The sequence below is a fragment of the Actinoplanes lutulentus genome (genome assembly GCF_003259845.1).
Taxonomy (GTDB): Bacteria; Actinomycetota; Actinomycetes; order Mycobacteriales; family Micromonosporaceae; genus Actinoplanes; species Actinoplanes lutulentus.
In genome coordinates, this window is record NZ_QLMJ01000019.1 from 24,628 (window position 1) to 41,940 (window position 17,313).

At 69.2% G+C, this 17,313-nt stretch carries 17 protein-coding genes; 15 read left to right on the top strand and 2 right to left on the bottom strand.

The window, feature by feature from the left end:
* The first annotated feature begins 45 nt into the window (after nt 1-45).
* The 11 genes from B0I29_RS33525 to B0I29_RS46040 all read left to right on the top strand — a co-directional run bounded on the left by B0I29_RS33525 (nt 46) and on the right by B0I29_RS46040 (nt 13,604).
* Nucleotides 46-2,448: a phosphoketolase family protein gene (locus B0I29_RS33525; RefSeq protein WP_111653307.1), complete on the top strand. Its 2,403-nt coding sequence runs from the start codon at nt 46-48 to the stop codon at nt 2,446-2,448.
* A gap of 51 nt (nt 2,449-2,499) precedes the next feature.
* A complete protein-coding gene (locus tag B0I29_RS33530; protein ID WP_111653152.1) occupies nt 2,500-3,492 on the top strand; it encodes an Acg family FMN-binding oxidoreductase in 993 nt (330 codons plus the stop codon).
* Nucleotides 3,493-3,571: 79 nt separating this feature from the next.
* Nucleotides 3,572-6,202 (top strand): cation-translocating P-type ATPase, encoded by a 2,631-nt coding sequence (locus B0I29_RS33535; RefSeq protein ID WP_111653153.1) that lies wholly within the window; start codon nt 3,572-3,574, stop codon nt 6,200-6,202.
* A gap of 58 nt (nt 6,203-6,260) precedes the next feature.
* Entirely contained in the window at nt 6,261-7,112 is an 852-nt protein-coding gene (locus B0I29_RS33540; protein ID WP_111653154.1) for a universal stress protein, read from the top strand.
* A gap of 34 nt (nt 7,113-7,146) precedes the next feature.
* Nucleotides 7,147-7,692: a universal stress protein gene (locus B0I29_RS33545; RefSeq protein WP_245972949.1), complete on the top strand. Its 546-nt coding sequence runs from the start codon at nt 7,147-7,149 to the stop codon at nt 7,690-7,692.
* Nucleotides 7,693-7,827: 135 nt separating this feature from the next.
* Entirely contained in the window at nt 7,828-8,718 is an 891-nt protein-coding gene (locus B0I29_RS33550; RefSeq protein ID WP_111653156.1) for a universal stress protein, read from the top strand.
* A gap of 243 nt (nt 8,719-8,961) precedes the next feature.
* Complete coding sequence (locus B0I29_RS33555) at nt 8,962-10,032, top strand: YihY/virulence factor BrkB family protein (RefSeq protein ID WP_220091486.1); 1,071 nt, start codon at nt 8,962-8,964, stop codon at nt 10,030-10,032.
* A gap of 600 nt (nt 10,033-10,632) precedes the next feature.
* Nucleotides 10,633-10,758 carry a hypothetical protein gene (locus B0I29_RS47595; protein ID WP_260329854.1) on the top strand — a complete coding sequence of 42 codons (126 nt, stop codon included), beginning with the start codon at nt 10,633-10,635 and terminating at the stop codon, nt 10,756-10,758.
* Nucleotides 10,755-11,666 (top strand): ABC transporter ATP-binding protein, encoded by a 912-nt coding sequence (locus B0I29_RS33565; RefSeq protein WP_111653158.1) that lies wholly within the window; start codon nt 10,755-10,757, stop codon nt 11,664-11,666. The genes B0I29_RS47595 and B0I29_RS33565 overlap by 4 nt, the downstream gene beginning before the upstream one ends.
* Entirely contained in the window at nt 11,663-13,246 is a 1,584-nt protein-coding gene (locus B0I29_RS33570; RefSeq protein ID WP_111653159.1) for a hypothetical protein, read from the top strand. The genes B0I29_RS33565 and B0I29_RS33570 overlap by 4 nt, the downstream gene beginning before the upstream one ends.
* A 199-nt stretch (nt 13,247-13,445) precedes the next feature.
* On the top strand, nt 13,446-13,604 hold the full coding sequence (locus tag B0I29_RS46040) for a hypothetical protein (RefSeq protein ID WP_181558093.1): 159 nt from the start codon (nt 13,446-13,448) through the stop codon (nt 13,602-13,604).
* Nucleotides 13,605-13,627: 23 nt separating this feature from the next.
* On the opposite strand, the gene B0I29_RS46045 is transcribed toward B0I29_RS46040, so the two are convergent.
* Nucleotides 13,628-14,608, bottom strand: a complete 981-nt coding sequence (locus B0I29_RS46045) for an FUSC family protein (RefSeq protein WP_181558094.1) — start codon at nt 14,606-14,608, stop codon at nt 13,628-13,630.
* Nucleotides 14,609-14,736: 128 nt separating this feature from the next.
* On the opposite strand from B0I29_RS46045, the gene B0I29_RS33590 reads away from it, so the two are divergent.
* From B0I29_RS33590 to B0I29_RS33605, 4 genes are all read left to right on the top strand, one after another.
* Nucleotides 14,737-15,291, top strand: coding sequence for a TetR/AcrR family transcriptional regulator (locus B0I29_RS33590; protein WP_111653162.1), 555 nt, complete (start codon nt 14,737-14,739; stop codon nt 15,289-15,291).
* Nucleotides 15,292-15,428: 137 nt separating this feature from the next.
* Nucleotides 15,429-15,578 carry a DUF1427 family protein gene (locus tag B0I29_RS33595; protein ID WP_111653163.1) on the top strand — a complete coding sequence of 50 codons (150 nt, stop codon included), beginning with the start codon at nt 15,429-15,431 and terminating at the stop codon, nt 15,576-15,578.
* Nucleotides 15,575-15,787 carry a DUF1427 family protein gene (locus B0I29_RS33600; protein WP_111653164.1) on the top strand — a complete coding sequence of 71 codons (213 nt, stop codon included), beginning with the start codon at nt 15,575-15,577 and terminating at the stop codon, nt 15,785-15,787. Before B0I29_RS33595 ends, B0I29_RS33600 begins: the two co-directional genes overlap by 4 nt.
* 54 nt (nt 15,788-15,841) lie before the next feature.
* Nucleotides 15,842-16,660 carry a DAPG hydrolase family protein gene (locus tag B0I29_RS33605; RefSeq protein WP_111653165.1) on the top strand — a complete coding sequence of 273 codons (819 nt, stop codon included), beginning with the start codon at nt 15,842-15,844 and terminating at the stop codon, nt 16,658-16,660.
* Nucleotides 16,661-16,741: 81 nt separating this feature from the next.
* Here B0I29_RS33605 and B0I29_RS33610 read toward each other — a convergent pair whose 3' ends face one another.
* A complete protein-coding gene (locus B0I29_RS33610; protein WP_220091487.1) occupies nt 16,742-17,260 on the bottom strand; it encodes a MarR family winged helix-turn-helix transcriptional regulator in 519 nt (172 codons plus the stop codon).
* Nucleotides 17,261-17,313: the final 53 nt, after the last annotated feature.

Consider the following 17,313-nt stretch of genomic DNA (forward strand, 5'->3'; position numbering starts at 1 on the left):
GTGCCCGCTCCACGCCGATACGAGCAGGAAGGCATCGGTTTCCCGATGACCACGACCGGCACCACACTCTCGGACGACACCCGATCCTTCTCCACTGCGGTGGGTAAGCCGTTGAGTGCTGATGAGCTCCGGCGGATCGACGGGTACTGGCGGGCCGCGAACTATCTGTCCGTCGGGCAGATCTATCTGATGGGCAACCCGCTGCTGCGCGAGCCGCTGCAACCGGCCCAGGTCAAACCGCGGCTGCTCGGGCACTGGGGCACCACCCCCGGTTTGAACCTGCTCTACGCTCACCTGTCACGGATCATCGCGGCCCGCGGCCGGGAGGTCATCTACGTGACCGGGCCCGGCCACGGCGGCCCCGGTCTGGTCGCGAACACCTGGCTGGAAGGCACCTACTCCGAGATCTACCCGCGGATCTCCCAGGACCTCATCGGCATGCAGCGGCTGTTCACCCAGTTCTCGTTCCCCGGCGGCATCCCCTCGCACGTCGCACCCGAGACCCCTGGCTCGATCCACGAGGGCGGCGAACTCGGCTACTCGCTGTCGCACGCCTACGGCGCCGCCCTGGACAACCCGGACCTGGTCGTCGCCTGTGTGATCGGCGACGGTGAGGCCGAGACCGGGCCCCTGGCCGCGTCGTGGCATTCGAACAAGTTCCTCGACCCGGTCGGCGACGGTGCGGTCCTGCCGATCCTGCACCTCAACGGCTACAAGATCGCCAACCCGACGGTCCTCGCGCGCATCGGCGACACCGAGCTCAAGGCTCTTCTCGAGGGGTACGGTCACAAGCCCTACCTGGTCGCCGGCGACGACCCGAATACCGTCCACCAGCTGCTCGCCGCCACCCTCGACACGGTGTTCGACGAGATCACCGAGATTCAGCGGGCCGCCCGCGAGGACGGTGTCACCGACCGGCCGCGCTGGCCGATGATCGTGCTGCGTACCCCGAAGGGCTGGACCGGCCCTAAGGTCGTTGACGGCCTGCAGGTGGAGGGGACCTGGCGTGCCCACCAGGTGCCGCTGACCGCGGCCCGCGACGATGCCGCGCACCTCGACGCCCTGCACACCTGGATGACCTCCTACCGGCCCGAGGAACTGTTCGACACCGGCGGCGCCCCGCAGTCCTGGGTCGTCGACTGGCTGCCGAGCGGTGACCTGCGTATGTCGGCGAATCCGCACGCCAACGGCGGCCGGTTCCCCCGGGATCTGGAGTTACCCGCGTTCCGTGACTACGCGGTCAAGGCCGGCGAGACCGCCGAGGCGACCCGAGTGCTGGGCGGCTGGCTGCGCGACGTGATGACCGCCAACGCCGTACACCGCAATTTCCGGCTGGTCGGGCCCGACGAGACCGAGTCGAACCGGCTCGGCGCGGTCCTCGACACCACCGGTAAAGCCTGGCAGGCGCGGGTCGACGAGGTCGACCTGCATCTGGACCGGCACGGCCGGGTGATGGAGATCCTGTCCGAGACCACCTGTCAGGGCTGGCTGGAGGGCTATCTGCTGACCGGCCGGCACGGCCTGTTCTCCTGCTACGAGGCGTTCGTCCACATCGTCGACTCGATGTTCAACCAACACGCCAAATGGCTGCGAACGACCCGGCAGCTCGGCTGGCGCCACCCCATCCCGTCGCTGAACTACCTGCTCACCTCACACGTGTGGCGCCAAGACCATAACGGCACCTCCCACCAGGACCCCGGCTTTATCGACCACGTCGTCAACAAGAAGGCCGAGGTCGTCCGGGTCTACCTGCCGCCGGACGCCAACACCCTGCTCTCGGTGGCCGACCACTGCTTGCGCAGCCGCGACTACATCAACGTCATCGTCGCCGGCAAACAACCCGCACCGACCTGGCTCGACATGGACAACGCCACCCTGCACTGCGCCCGCGGCCTCGGCATCTGGGACTGGGCGAGCAACGACGACGGCGACCCCGACGTCGTGCTGGCCGCCGCCGGCGACGTACCGACCATGGAGGTCCTCGCCGCGACCGACCTGCTGAGGCGGCATCTGCCCGACCTGAAGGTCCGGGTGGTCAACGTCGTCGACCTGATGCGCCTGCAACCGGTCTCCGAACACCCGCACGGCCTGCCGGACCCCGAGTTCGACGCCATCTTCACCACCGACCGGCCGGTCATCATGGCCTACCACGGCTACCCATGGCTGATCCACCGCCTGACCTACCGGCGCACCAACCACCACAACCTGCACGTGCGCGGCTACAAGGAGGAAGGCACCACGACCACGCCGTTCGACATGCTCGTCGTCAACGACATGGACCGCTTCCACCTCGTCATGGACGTCATCGACCGGGTCCCCGGCCTCGCCCGCAAAGCTGCAGTCCTGCGCCAGCAGATGGTCGACAAACGCGCCGAACACCGCGCATACGTCCGCCGCACCGGCGAAGACCTACCCGAAATCCGCGACTGGACCTGGCCCGCGGGATAGCCGCAGCACGCCCAGTCGCCGCTCAGCTCAGCACAGCACAAGGAGACAACGATGACTTCCACACCGACCGTCGACGCCGGGGCGGTGGCCAGGGCGCTGACAAACGCAGCCACCACGGCGAGCCACGCCCCGTCGATCCACAACACCCAACCGTGGCGGTGGCGGGCACACAGCGATCACCTCGACCTGTTCCTCGACGACAGCCGCGCCTTGCCGGTCACCGACCCGGACCGCCGTCTGGCGATCCTGAGCTGCGGCGCCGCCCTGCATCACGCCCTGATCAGCCTGGCCGCGGACGGCCAGCACACCACCCTGACCCGGCTGCCCGACACTGCCAGACCCGGGCACCTCGCGACCATAAGAGTCGACGCCCAGGTCCCGGTCGAGCCGGCGGCGATCCGGAGCCTGCAAACCGTCGCCCTGCGCCACACCGACCGCCGGACGGTGAGCAGTGTGGCGGTCGACGCGGACAACCTGCGGACAATCGTCGCCGCAGCCGCGTCGCAGCAGACGCTGCTGCACGTGCTGCGCCCACGCCAGGTCCTCGACCTCGCCGCCGCCTCGGACCACGCCCAGCGCATCGAGTCCGACGACGAGGCCTGGCAGGAAGAACTGCATTTCTGGACCGGTGGTACCCGACCTCTGGGCACCGGCATCCCCGCCACGGCCATCCCGGACAAGGCATCGCAGACGACGGTGCCCGGCCGCGACTTCGGCCACCCCGGCGACATGGACATCGCAGACACCCATGACCGGACAGCAGTCTTCGCGATCCTCTACGGCCCCGGAGACGATGACCTCGACTGGCTACGCGCCGGCGAGGCCCTGTCCGCGGCGTGGCTCAAGGCCATCGAACTCGGTGTCTCGGTGCTGCCGTCGAGCGCCACCATCGAGGTCGCCACCACCCGCGAAACCGTCCGGCAACTGCTGTCCGGCCTCGGCCACCCGTACCTCATCCTCCGGTTCGCGGTCCTCGACGCCGACACCGCCGGCCCGGCACACACGCCACGCCTGCCGACGGACAAGACCATCGAACACCGGTGACACGGCAAGGACCGGCTCGGCCCGCCCACCGTTACGGCGAGGCGGCGGACCCGCCCGCTCGCAGGAACGGACGATCAGAATGAGACATACCATCGACCCTGAACGCCACGCCCCGGCGAGCGGCGCCACCAGCGTCGACGCACTGCCACGACCAGCGGAAACACCCGGCGGGCTCTCCTCGGCTCAGGCGGCGGACCGGCTGGTACGCGACGGCGGCAACGTGCTGCCGGCCCGCCGCCCGCCGCCGCTGTGGCGCCGCGTCGTGTCGCAACTGCGTGACCCTCTCGTGCTGGTCCTGCTCGCCGCCGCCGGGTTCACGCTGGCTACCGCCGACTTCACCGACGCGTCGGTGATCCTGTTCGTGATCGTCGTGAACACCACGGTCGGGGTGATCCAGGAGGTCAAAGCCGAGCGGGCGATCTCCGCGCTGTCCGCGCTGACCGCACCCGCCGCCCGGGTGATACGCGACGGCGAACAACGTGAGGTGCCCGCCGCGGACCTGGTTGTCGGTGACCTTCTCGTCCTCGCTGAAGGCGACATCGTGCCCGCCGACGCCCACGTCGTCGAGGCCAGCGCCCTGCTGATCGACGAAGCAGCGCTCACCGGCGAATCCGCGCCCGTCGACAAGACCGCCGGCCCGGACGGCCCGGCGGCGGACGTATCCGCGGGAACCGTGGTCGTCCGCGGGCGCGGACAGGCCCTCATCACCGCGACCGGCGCAGCCAGCGCCATGGGACGCATCGCCGCCATGATGACCGCCGCCCCCGCCATGACCCCCCTGCAACGCCGCCTCGCCGGAGTCGGCCGGCTCCTCGCAGCCGGAGCCCTGGTCCTGTGCGCCGTCGTCCTGGCCTTCGGCGTGTTCCGCGGACAGCCGCTCCAGTTGATGATCGTCACCGCGATCACCCTGGTCGTCGCAGCCGTCCCCGAATCGCTTCCGGCCGTCGTCACGCTCAGCCTCGCGCTCGGCGCCCGCCGGATGACCGCCCGCAACGCCGTCATCCGGCGACTGCCCGCCGTCGAGACCCTCGGCTCGGTCACCGTCCTGGCCACCGACAAGACCGGCACCCTCACCGAAGGTCAGATGGTCCTGCGCCGGCTGTGGACCCCCGCTGGAGAAGCCCAGGTCGACGGGTCCGGCTACGCGCCACACGGCGACATCCGCCGCAACGGCACGGTCGTGGCCGGCGATGACGTCCCCGACCTGTCGCAGCTGCTGCGAGCCGCGGTGCTGTGCAACGACGGCTCCCTGCACGCGCCGGACGGCGACGACCCGGACTGGTTGCCGGTCGGCGACCCCACCGAGGTCGCCCTGCTCACCGCCGCCGCGAAACTCGGCATCGACCGCGAAACCCTGCACGCCCAGCTGCCCCGCATCGGTGAGGAACCGTTCGACAGCGTCCGCAAACGCATGTCCACCACCCACCAGCTCCCTGACGGCGCGACCCGGATCGTCTGCAAAGGCGCACCCGAAGCAATCCTGCAAAAGGCAGTCCTCGCCGACCCCACGGAGCTGATCGACCTCGCGGCGGCTCGCGCGGACGCGCTCGCCGGCGACGGTTACCGGGTCCTCGCGGTGGCCCAGGCCGACCACGCACCATCCGACGCTCCGGGCGCCCCGGAACGAGGCCTGACCCTGCTCGGCCTCGTCGCGATCCTCGACCCGCCCCGAGCGTCGGCCGCCGCGACCATCGCCGCGTGTCAACGTGCGGGCATCACCCCCGTCCTGATCACCGGTGACCACCCGGCCACCGCCGGCGCGATCGCCGTCGAGCTCGGCATCATCGGCGCCGGCGACGACGTGGTCGACTGCCGTACCGCCGAGCCCGGCGCATGCGCCGGACAAGGCGCGCGGGTCTTCGCCCGGGCGACCCCGCAGCAGAAGGTCGCCATCATCGACGCCCTGCGCGCCACCGGGCAGGTCGTCGCGATGACCGGCGACGGCGTCAACGACGGCCCCGCCCTGCACCGCGCCGACATCGGCGTCGCCATGGGCAAACGCGGCACCGAAGTCGCCCGCCAAGCCGCCGACCTGGTCCTGGCCGACGACGAACTCGCCACCGTCGTCGCCGCCGCCGAAGAAGGCCGCCGCGTCTACGCCAACATCCGCCGCTTCCTGCTCTACGCCCTGTCCGGCGGCGCCGCCGAGATCGCCGTCATGCTGGCCGGACCGTTCGTCGGCCTGGCGCTGCCGCTGCTGCCCGCGCAGATCCTCTGGATCAACCTGATCACCCACGGCCTGCCGGGCCTCGCCCTGGGCAGCGAACCCGTCGACCGAGATGTCATGGACAAGCCGCCGCGGCCGCCGTCCGAGACGATCCTCGGCGCCGGACTCTGGCAACGCATCCTGCGCGTCGGCACGGTCATCTCCGCGGTCACCATCGGCGTCGGCGTCTGGGCGCACGCCACCGACCGGCCGTGGCAGACCCTGACCTTCCTGGCCCTCGGCGTCACCCAGCTCGCCGTCGCCCTCGGCTCCCGGGCCCGGCCCGGCACCCGCGCCAACCCGATGCTGCTCGCCGCCGTCGCCGCCGCGCTCGCCCTGCAACTCGCTGGCATCTACCTGCCGCCCCTGCAGTCCCTGCTGGGCACCCAGCCGCTGGCGATCACCGACCTGCTCATCGTCACCGCCCTCGCGAGCCTCGGCTACGCCGCGATCCGCCTCGACCGGCGCGTGCACACCACCGAACGCCCGCCACCCACACCATGACCTCGACACGCACGGCCGACCCGGTCGTGTCCCTTTGAACAGAGCGCAGGAGACAACCATGGCCGGCCCACCGATCCTCGTCGGCGTCGACGGATCCGCCCCCAGCCTCACCGCAGTCGACCTGGCCATCCGCGAAGCAGCCCTCCGCGACCGGGCAGTCCGGCTCGTGTTCGGCGACATCTGGGCCGACCACCCCGCCTGGGCCGGCAACGACCCGGACGCTGATCTCGCCGCCGGGCTGCTGTCCGAACCGCAACAGGCCATCCGGGACGCCACCGACCGTGCTGCCGCCGCGCAGGTCCCGGTAACCGGGGAGATCCTGACCGGTGACCCGGCCACGGTCCTCATCCGCGAATCCGCCCACACCGACCTGCTCGTGATCGGACACCGCGGCCGGGGAGGGTTCGCCGAACTGCTGCTGGGCTCCGTGGCGATCAAGGTCTCCGCGCACGCCGCCTGTCCCGTCACGATCACCCGAGGCCCTGCACCGGATAACGGCGACGTTCTCGTCGGTGTGGACGGCTCCGCCTCCGACGACGCCCCACTCGCCTTCGCCTTTCACGAGGCAGCCCTGCGCGGCGCCAACCTGCGAGCACTGCACGCGTGGGACCGGCCCCATCTGAGCAGCCCTGGGTTGCTGCTTCAGTACGACACCGGTCCGGAGAGCGCCGCACACGCCCAGCTGCTGACCGACGCCGTGCAGGACTGGGCCCGCAAGTACCCCGACGTCACGATGCACCGGGAACTCACTACCGGCCGCCCCGCCGACGCCATCGTCGACGCCAGCCGGAACGCCCAACTCGTCGTCCTCGGTGCCCGCGGACACGCGCAGCTGCCCGGCCGGCGCCTCGGCTCGGTCACTCACACCGTCCTGCACCACACCGCCTGCCCCGTCGTCATCGTCCGATGACCCTCCATCCCACGACGCCGCCACGGACAACCGCTTGCCGACCCGCGACGCCGGATGCCGCCGCAAAGCAGCAGCAACCGGCCTCATAGACCACCGACCGCGTCACCACACCGATCAGGAGCTGGACATGACAGACGAAAACGCCGACCGCACCCACCGCATCGTCGTCGGAGTCGACGGATCACAGGGTTCAAAGACCGCGTTGACATGGGCCATGAACCAGGCCCACCTGACCGGCGCCACCATCGAAGCCATCACCACCTGGCAGGACCCCGCCCAGTTAGGAACGGCCTACGGGTGGACGTCCACCACGTTCGAAGGTGACACCTTCGCCACCACGATGGCCAAGGTCCTCGACGACACCATCGCCGAGGTCACCGCCCAGATGACGCACCCCGTCACGGTGCTCACCCACGTCGTCGAAGGCCACCCCGCCCAGGCCTTGCTGCACGCCGCCGCAGACGCAGACCTACTCGTGGTCGGCAGCCGCGGACACGGCACCTTCGCCGGCATCATGCTCGGTTCGGTCAGCCAACGATGCGTACAACACGCACCCTGCCCCGTCATCGTCGTCCCGTAACCGAATCGAGCAGGATCGCAGCCACATGCGCGGCACGCCGCGAGGCACCAGGCCGAATGTCAGCAGGCGCCGGCCGGTGCGGCCTGCTGAACCCTGACCACCGCAGTCGAGCCCTAACCACCCGAAAGGTGAGCGATGATCACTGAAGCTGGAGCCGCGGTAGTCGTCGGCGCGGACGGATCCGCAAGCAGCCTCGCCGCCATCCGGGCGGCCGCAACTGACGCCGTCGAACGGGGACGACCGCTGCGTATCGTGCACGCCTTCATCTGGGCCGAGCTCACCGGTCCTGACGGCGGCACCGTCTACGGACCGCATGACACACGCATGCGAGCCGACGCCGAACGCATCCTTGCCGCGGCTCTCGTCGAAGCTGAAAAGGCCGCACCGGGTGTCCACGCGACCACAGCCGTCGTGGACGGGAACCCGGCACCAGTGCTGCTCAGCGAGTCCCGCAACGCCGTGCTCCTGGTTATCGGTGACCGGGGGCTGGACGGATTCCGCAGCCTGCTGCTGGGCTCCGTCGCACTACATCTCACGACCTACGCCGCCTGCCCCGTCCTCGTGATCCGCGGCCGGGAACACGCCACCGGGCCCATCATCGTCGGTGTCGACGGCTCAACCGGATCCGAAGCCGCCATCGGATTCGCCATCGAGCAAGCGGCCCGGCGAAAGACCGGCCTGACCGCTGTTCGAGCCTGGGATGCCTTCGACGTCTGGGGCCAGAAGGACACCATGCCGCTCGTGTCGGAGCCTGGCGACCTCGAGGCTGAGGAGCACCGCGTCCTGAGCGAATCGCTCGCCGGCTGGGCGCAGCGATACCCCGAGGTCACCGTCCAGCAGGAAATCGTGCGCGGCCGGGCCGCAACGGTTCTCATCGAACAATCACAGCACGCTCAGCTACTGGTCACCGGCGACCGAGGGCGCGGCGGCTTCGCCGGACTACTCCTTGGATCCGTCACCCAAACCGTGCTCCACCACGCCCACTGCTCCGTGGCCGTCGTGCGGCCGACGCCGGCCACCATTTGACGCCGAAGTGAACGGGACGTTCTCACGAGTGGCTCCTTCGACGCGGCGGCGATGGACGATCGAGTACGCCCTCATCGCGTCGATCGCCTCGCCGATGGCACCCCGCCTGCCCCTTGACGATCCCCTGGGCCTGAACCGATTCGGCGCGGTGCGGCGTCCTCGTGCTGGTCGAGCAACACCGTCATCGTCACCCGTGCGAATACGAGCTCATGACCGATCCGCGATCAGTTGTAAGAGGTACACATGATGAGCGAGCCCGGTCGTGTCGACAGATTCCAGCGTCAACATGCCTGGGCAAGCTTTCCTCTGGCGGTGTTGTACAAATTCTTCGACGACCAGGGCAACTACCTCGCCGCTTTGATCGCCTACTACGCGTTCGTCTCGATGTTCCCCTTGCTGCTGCTCTCCACGACGATCCTGGGTTACGCCCTGTCAGGCAATCCGGACCTGCAGCACCGCATCCTCACCTCGGCGTTGAGCGAGTTCCCGATCGTAGGCAACCAGTTGCAAGAGCCGTCCCGGATCGGCGGCGGTGCGACCGGTCTGGTGATCGGCGTTCTCGGAGCTCTCTACGGCGGCCTCGGGGTGGCTCAGGCGGTGCAATACGCGATGAACACGACCTGGCGGATCCCGCGCAACAATCGCCCTAACCCGATCAAAGCCCGCGGTCGCAGCCTTCTCCTGCTCGGTACGGCCGGGCTGGCCGCCATCGGGACGACCACGCTTTCCGCCTTCGGCAGCGGCAGCGCTGGATCGCTCGGCGGCGTACTGAAGATCTTCCTACTCGGAGCGGCAGTTCTGATCAACGCGATGATTTTCGTTTTCGCCTTCCGTGTCGCGACCGCACGGCACCTTTCGGTGAAGGACGTTGCACCCGGCGCGATCGGCGCCGCGGTGGTCTGGCAATTGCTGCAGACCTTCGGAGTGGCCTACGTCGAGCATGTGGTCAAGGGCGCCAGCGCCACCAACGGCGTGTTCGCGCTGGTACTCGGCCTGCTCGCCTTCTTCTACATCACCGCGGTCGCCGTAGTCCTGTGCGCCGAAATCAACGTCGTCCGCGTCGAGCAGCTCTTTCCCCGCGCGCTGCTCACCCCGTTCACCGACAACGTCGAACTCACCAGCGGCGACACCCGCGCCTACACCGACCAAGCTGTCTCACAACGCAGCAAAGGCTTCGAAAACATTGACGTCACCTTCAACAAGCCCACTTTCACTATCGAGGGCCAAGACAACTCGGCCGCTGAAACGACCCGCCACCAAGAAGCGGCGCCGCAGGTCACGCGCCCGTCGCCACCCGATCCGTCACGGAATTGACGACGCCATCTGGCATCGAGTTGGCACTGACCGTCCAATGTGGCCAGAAAGAGATTGGGGCCTGACCCGCGTCTCCGCAGTCCGACCCGTCTAAATCTTGTGTGCTCGAAGGGACTCAAACCCTAACCGTCTGATCTGTAGGGCCGGTCAGCGTGAACGTAGTGTCCGGCACGACGGCCTGGTGTCTGGCGGTTCGTTCGGGCAGGTCTGTGGTGGTCGAGCGGGAGGATTCGTTGGCGATGTCGACCATCGCACTCAGATTCCTTCACGTTTTTCGTGACGCATGTTCCGCGGCGCGTCCAGCGCGTCAGCGGATCGATCGGATAGCGATACCGCCGGCTCAGGGCGGCCACCGGGGGCTTGGGCGACTCTTCGACCGTACGCGCAATTCGCCGGGCCTGCCGAACTCGCCGTCGACGCTCTGCCGGGTGGTGTTGGCAGGCGTAGGGTCGAGGTGTCGCCTCGGACCTCGGTGGCCGGTAGTTGGCTGCCGCGGACCTTTCGGCGTTTCTTCGTCTCCGCAGCGATCAGGTGCGTTTCTCGCCCGGACTGTTCTCGAGTACGAAGTATCCGGCTGCGGCCGAAGTCAGGAACTCCACCATGTGGTACCTGTGGATCGCCATCATCATCCTGTTGCTCCTCGCCGTGGCCGCCCTCGCTCTGAAGGTCGTCAAGCTGTACGAGCAGGGAGTCCCTTTCCGGCTCGGCAAGGTCGGCGACCGATGACAACGACGCCGGCAGTCATCGACGTACGCGGGCTGGTCAAGCGATTCGGCCGCTTCACCGCCGTCGACGGGCTCAACCTCACCGTTGCGCCCGGTGCCGTGCACGGGTTTCTCGGCCCGAACGGAGCCGGCAAGACCACCACCATCCGGGTGTTGCTCGGGCTTTACCGTGCGGCGGCAGGGAGTGCCCGGGTGCTCGGCATGGACCCCGCCCGCCAGTCGGCCGCGATCAACCGGCGGATCTCGTACGTGCCCGGCGACGTGCATCTCTGGCCGAACCTGACCGGACACCAATGCCTCGACGCGCTGGCCGGGCTCCGCGGCGCCCGTGACGAGTCAGCGGAACGACGGCTCACCGAGGACTTCGCCCTCGACGTCCGCAAGTCCGTCCGTGCCTACTCGAAGGGCAACCGGCAGAAAGTGATCCTGGTGGCCGCGTTCGCAGCCCCCACCGACCTGCTGATCCTCGACGAGCCGACCACCGGCCTCGACCCGCTCATGGAGGAGGTGTTCCGGCGGTGCGTGCGAGACGCGGTCGCCGCCGGCCGTACGGTGCTGCTCTCCAGCCACATCCTCGGCGAGGTCGAACAGCTCTGTGATGCCGTGACGATCGTCAAGGACGGACGGCTGGTCGAGTCGGGCCGCCTCACCGACCTGCGGCACCTCGCCGCCTCACGCATCACCGCACAGCTGACCGGCCCACAGTCGACGACGGTGACCAATGGGCTGCGCGACCTCGGCCTGGTCAACGGCGACGGCGCGGGCACCGACCTGGTCTTGAGCGTGCCGCGCACCCAGGTGCTGCCGGTGCTGGCGCTGCTGGCGCGGGCCGACGCCGGTGACATCACCTGCACCCCGGCCAGTCTGGAAGAACTGTTCCTGCGGCATTACCGGGTCGCCGCGCGATGACCACCGCACGCCTGCTGCTGCACCGCCACCGCATGATGATCGGCTCGTGGCTGCTCCTGCTGCTGACGCTGCTCGGCGGCACGGTCTGGGCGTACCAGGACACGTATCCCACGGCAGGCCAGCGGGACGCGGCGGTCGAGCTGGCCCGCGCGGACACCGCCACCACCCTGCTCTACGGCGAACTGCCGCTACCCGGCACCCCGGCACAGATGTACGCCTGGGAGATCGGCGGCATCACCACCATCCTGGTGTCCGTGTTCGCGGTCTTGCTCGGCGTGGCACTCACCCGGGCAGCCGAGGACGACGGAACTCTCGAGCTGATCCGTAGCTGCGGCGTAGACCGGCGCAATCCGCTGCGCGCTGCCATCGCGGTGATCGCCTGCGTCGCGACGGCCTTGGCCGTCGGCACGGCTGCCGTCACGGGAACCTGGGTGGGCGACGTCGACGGGATCACCGGGCTGGGCGTGGCCGCGTTCGGTGCGGCGCTTGGGCTGACGTTCCTGCTGGTCGGCGTGCTGACCGTGGTACTGGCGCAGCTCACCTCGACCGCGCCGACGGCGCGGCTGCTCGGCCTCACCGCCGTGGCCGCCGGGTTCGGGTTGCGAGCGGTCGCCGACGTCCGCGACATCGGTGCCCTCAACTGGCTGAGCCCGCTGGGCCTGCGGGCCACCGTCCAGCCGTTCACCGCGAATCGCTGGTGGGTCCTCGGGATCTACCTGGCCGCCGCGGTCACCTTGGCGTGGGTGGCCGGGCTGCTGTACGAACGCCGGGAGTACGGCGCCGGCCTGATCACCCGGTCCGAGATCCGCGACGTACGGTTACCGGTCCGTTCTGCTCTCGGACTGCGCATGCGGCTCGCCCGGCGGTCCACGCTGATCTGGGCAGCAGGGGTGGCTGGGCTCGGCGCCCTGTTCACCGCGATGGGCTCCGGGGTGGTCGAGCAGAGCCGTGACGGTGACGTCGGCGGGTTCCTCGGCACCCAGTTGGGCGGCACCGACCCGGTGGCGGCGTACTGCGCCTACACCGCGACGCTGCTCGCGATGGTGGTGTCCGCGTACTCGATCCTTCAGGTCCTTCGTCATCGGGAGGACGAGACGGCCGGCCGGACCGCCCTGATCGTGGCCGGTGGCGTACGCCGCTGGGCACCCCTGCTGGCGCAGGTCGCCACCGCCGTGGCCGGCAGCGCGGTCATCCTGGCCGCTGCCGGCGCCGCGGGTGCGGCGATCGCATCGGTGACGATCGGCGGCGACAGTCCCGCCGTGCGGATGTTCACCTTCGTCACCGGGCAATGGCCGGCGACCGCGGTGATGGCCGCTGGCGCAGCGCTACTGGCCGGGATCTGGCCGCGCGCGGCCGGGCTGGCCTGGCTTCCCCTCGTGGCCGCCGGCACCCTGGCCCTGCTCGGCCCGCTGCTGAACATTCCGCAGCGGATCCGCGATCTCGGCCCCTTCCAGCAGGTCAGCGACCCTGTCGCGGCGACCGCCGAGTGGACCGGGCCGGCCGTTCTGCTGCTCATCGCCGTCACCGCGACCGCATGCGGGCTGGCCGGCATCAACCGCCGAGACCTGCTCGCCGGTTAAGTTCAGAACCCGGTCGCGCTGGTGTCGGCGATCGCTGCAGGATCATCGTCGTCGTGACCTCGGGTCCTTACCCCGCCAGGTTGGCTGTCACGGTGGCCCACACGACCGCCGGCTGTGACGTCGGGAGCCTTATAACGCTCAAGTACACGCGCAGGGCCAAATCCCGGACAGCGAGCGCCGGCTTCGAGATGAGCTGGACATGACCAGACGCCGACTGATCGAAGCCACCGAGCGCATCGAAACTCTTGATTACGGCAACGATGCGCTCGCCCGCATCGTTAGCGTGCTCGCGACCGAGAAGGCACAGGTTCGCGACCGGCTCCACAGCCTCATTCGCGATCGTCCGCCGTCTGCGTGAACAGCCGTTCTAGCGGCGAAGGCCTAGTTGCCTTGGCGGGGCCACCACCAGCTCACGAGAATGACGACGCTGGCGACAGCCGCGCCGACCGCGGTCTCGATCCCGCGGTCCCACAGCAGTGGGCCCACGGGGCGAGGCGCCGCGACCTGGCTCATCAGCAGCGCCATTGGCGTGATCGCGACCATGGCCAGCCCGTAGTGGCGTCCGATCACCAGTTCGGTGATCACTTGGAGCAGCACCAGGATCAGCACGGACGGGTATGGTCCGAAGCCCGGCGCCAGGACCGCGGCGGCGACCACGAGTCCGGCCAGGGTGCCGGCTATCCGGTGCCAGACGCGTACGAGTTGGGCGTTCGTTCCGGGCACGCTGAGTGGGGCGACCGCCGCCAGCGTGGCCCAGTAGGAGTGGCCGATACCGAACGCTGTCGCCGCGGCGCCGGCGAGCAGCGCCGCAATGCCGTACCGGGCGGAGCTGCCCAGGTCCGGCCGCAGGCGGGCGCGTCGCGGGTCGCGGGGTTTGCGCATTTTGGCGGTGGCGTTGCCGAGCAGCAGTGCGAACCCGGCGCTGGCTGCTGCCACGCCGGCCGCCGCCGGCAGGTCGGCGATCCGGTGCGGAGCAGAAGAGACAGCGCCGAAGGCGAAGAGCAGGAAGAGCGGGCCTGGCGGGTGCCAGTCCTCGGCGCTCGCGATCAGGTTTCCGGCACCGGCGACCAAGGCCGCGACCACGACTGCCAGCCAGGCCCGCTGGGGGTGTGCGCCGACCAGGACGCCGAGCACGACGCAGCTGACCAGTGCGGCGCCGGCGCTGGCCTGCATCACCAGCCGCGACAGGTGGACGTGGTTACGTCCGTACAGCGACGTGAACGCTCCGAACGCCGCGTACACCGACCATCGGGGATGCCCGAGCGCCAGGACGACCAAGAGGGGAACGGCAACGCTTACTCCTACCCGCACTGCCGTCGGGCCGGCTGCTGCCAGGAGATTGCGCAGGTCGGTGGGCTTCATGACTGCTTTCGAGGATATGGATCGCCCAGAGGGCGGGCGGTTGTTCAGGCAACTCGGGCGCCGGGGCCAAATGCCCGTGACGACCGACACCTAGCCTAACTGACCGATCGGTCAGTACAGTTGGGGGCATGACGCGCAGAACGAAGGCCGCGGCTCGCCAGGAGATCCTCGAAGCGGCCCGGCGACGGTTCGCCCTGGACGGCTACCGAGGCACCTCGATCGCCGACATCGCCGCCGAGCAGGGCACGTCGAAGGCCTCGATCCTGTACCACTTCGCGTCCAAGGAGGCGATCCTCGCCGACCTCGTCGCCGGCCTCTGGAGCGAGTTCGGGCGGCTGGCGCAAGAGTTGGAGGCCCTGGAGGGCGACGCGGCGCAGCGAGTGGCGATGGAGCGGATGACCGCGATCGCGCTCGAGCACCGGTCCGATCTGGCGGTGTTCTACGGCGAGATCCCTGAGCTGTTGGCCTCCGGCCAGTTCGCCGGCGCCAAAGAGGCTTCCGATCACATTCTCGCCGCGCTGGTGCACCGGGATCCGCGTCCGCAGGCGCAGATCGTCGCGGTGATCGTCGTCGCCGGAATCGCTGCCGCCTGCCACGAGTTCCGGGACGCACCGCGACCGGACCTCGAAGCGGCCGTCGTTCACGTGATGCGCGCCGCGCTGACGAATCGCCTTCCGGACTGACCGCCGGCTGCGCCGGTCATATCGCTCGATCGCCAGACGCCGAAATGTTACGACAAATACCATTCATTTGACCGCGCTCGGGCTCGGCCTTCGCTGGGCATCCGCCGCGCGGCCGACGATCTCTCCAGGAGCGAGTCGTGGAATATCTGCAAGCACTCGGCGCGGGCGCGGTGGTGGGCGTGATGTACGCGGCGCTGCGGGTCAAGTCTCCGGCGCCCCCGCTGATCGCCCTGGTCGGCCTGGCCGGGATGCTCGTCGGTTTCGGTGTCCTGGACGCGCTCGCATGAACCCCGTCGTCATCGCCTATGCGGCCTCGCTGGGCGCGGGAGCCGTCGGCGGAGCGCTGTACTGGCTGATGGACGTGCCCTCGCCGGCGCCGCCGTGGGTGAGCCTTTGCGGACTGCTCGGGATTCTCGGCGGTGAAGCCGCAGGCGGGGTCCTGTTGCGCCGCTGGCGCCGCAAACCCGCGCCCGCCGCTCACCAGAGCGCCACCTGATCACCTATGTCCTGGTCGCTGTAGCAACCCAGTCCCGTCTCGGAGGGTGAAGAGATGCATCTGCCCGTCACGTACTACCCGGTACCGACCCAAGACCTGTTCGAGCACAACGCTCAGCGGATCAAGGACAAGCCGTACGCCAAGTATTTCAATGGCGACCTGTGGCTGCATGACGACGTCATGCCGGCGATCCGGCATGCCCTGCCGCCGTCAGCCGCGTTGTCCTCGCGGCCGGAGGACATCAACCGGCTCCTGGACCCCGGCTACCACGAGTTCGAGACCGGCTTCGGCGTCTCCGAGCAGGGCACCCCGTACGTGGCGAGCCTGACGCGGTTTCCCGGCTGCACGCCGGAGATGTTCACCTGGTGGTTCTGGTGGCACTCGGTCGAGCCCGAGCGCTATTCCCTCTGGTACCCCCACAACCATCTGCAGGCGATCCCCCGCAACCAGGACGTGCTGACCCAGCCGGGTCTGACCGACGAACAGCGCTACATCGGCAACACCCACGACATCGTCGAATACCTCGGCCCGATGCGCGCCGAACTGGTCATCGAATTCGTCGATCCGTCCGCGTTCGGCATGGACACCAGCCGGTTCGCGCAGGCCGGATATCGGGCCCACGCCTGCGGATACATCAGGGACGGTTTGATGCTGCACCTGGTGCGCGAGACGCCTGATGGCTTCGAGCTGCGCAGTCGCTACATCTTCGACCGCGGTGAGAAGCCCACCGGCGACGTCCCGGCAGGCGCCCGCGAGCAGGCCCTGGCGTTCGCGTACGAACTCGTGCTGCACGACCAGATCGAGTTCACCCACCTGTCGACGTTTCTCGCCGACATCTACCACGAGTTCTCCGGCGATCCTGCGGCGTCCTGATCGTCGCCGTGCCCGGCTCGTCACACCGAACCGCCACCGGATCGGTTGGCGCAGCCGGGCCGACAGGGCTCCGCGCCGCGCTCAGCTGTCGACGTCGCCGCTCAGCGGCGACTGCCGCAGCATCGCTTTGATCAGCAGGTCCAGGGCGGCGGTAACGGCGGCCCGATCGTCGGGGGTCAGCGACGACAGCAGCCGGTTCTCGACGGCGAGCCGGCGTGGGAAGACCTCGTCCACCAGCTTCGACCCGGTGTCCGACAGCCGCACCAGGCTGGCGCGGCGGTCCGCGGGATTCGGATCCCGGGTGATCAACCCGCGTTTCTCCAGCTTGCCGAGGATGCCACTCATCGCCGCCCGCGAGCAGCCACGCAGCACCGCCAGGCCGCGGGCGATCATCGGCTCCCCGGCATGCCGCATGATCACCAGCACGTCCAGCTCCGCCGAGCTCAGCGGCGCGCCACCGTGCAGCGAATCCATCTCCAGGTCGTAGAGAGCCTGCAAACGGCGTAGACGGCCGAAGACTTCCATGCCTTCCAGCTCCAGGTCGGGGCGAGCCGCCCGCCACACAGCGGTGATCTCATCGGACGGCGTGACCGGGAACACCCGACCTCCAGATTGTTAAGCAGTGAACCATTGCCGGACTATCTTCAGGGTAC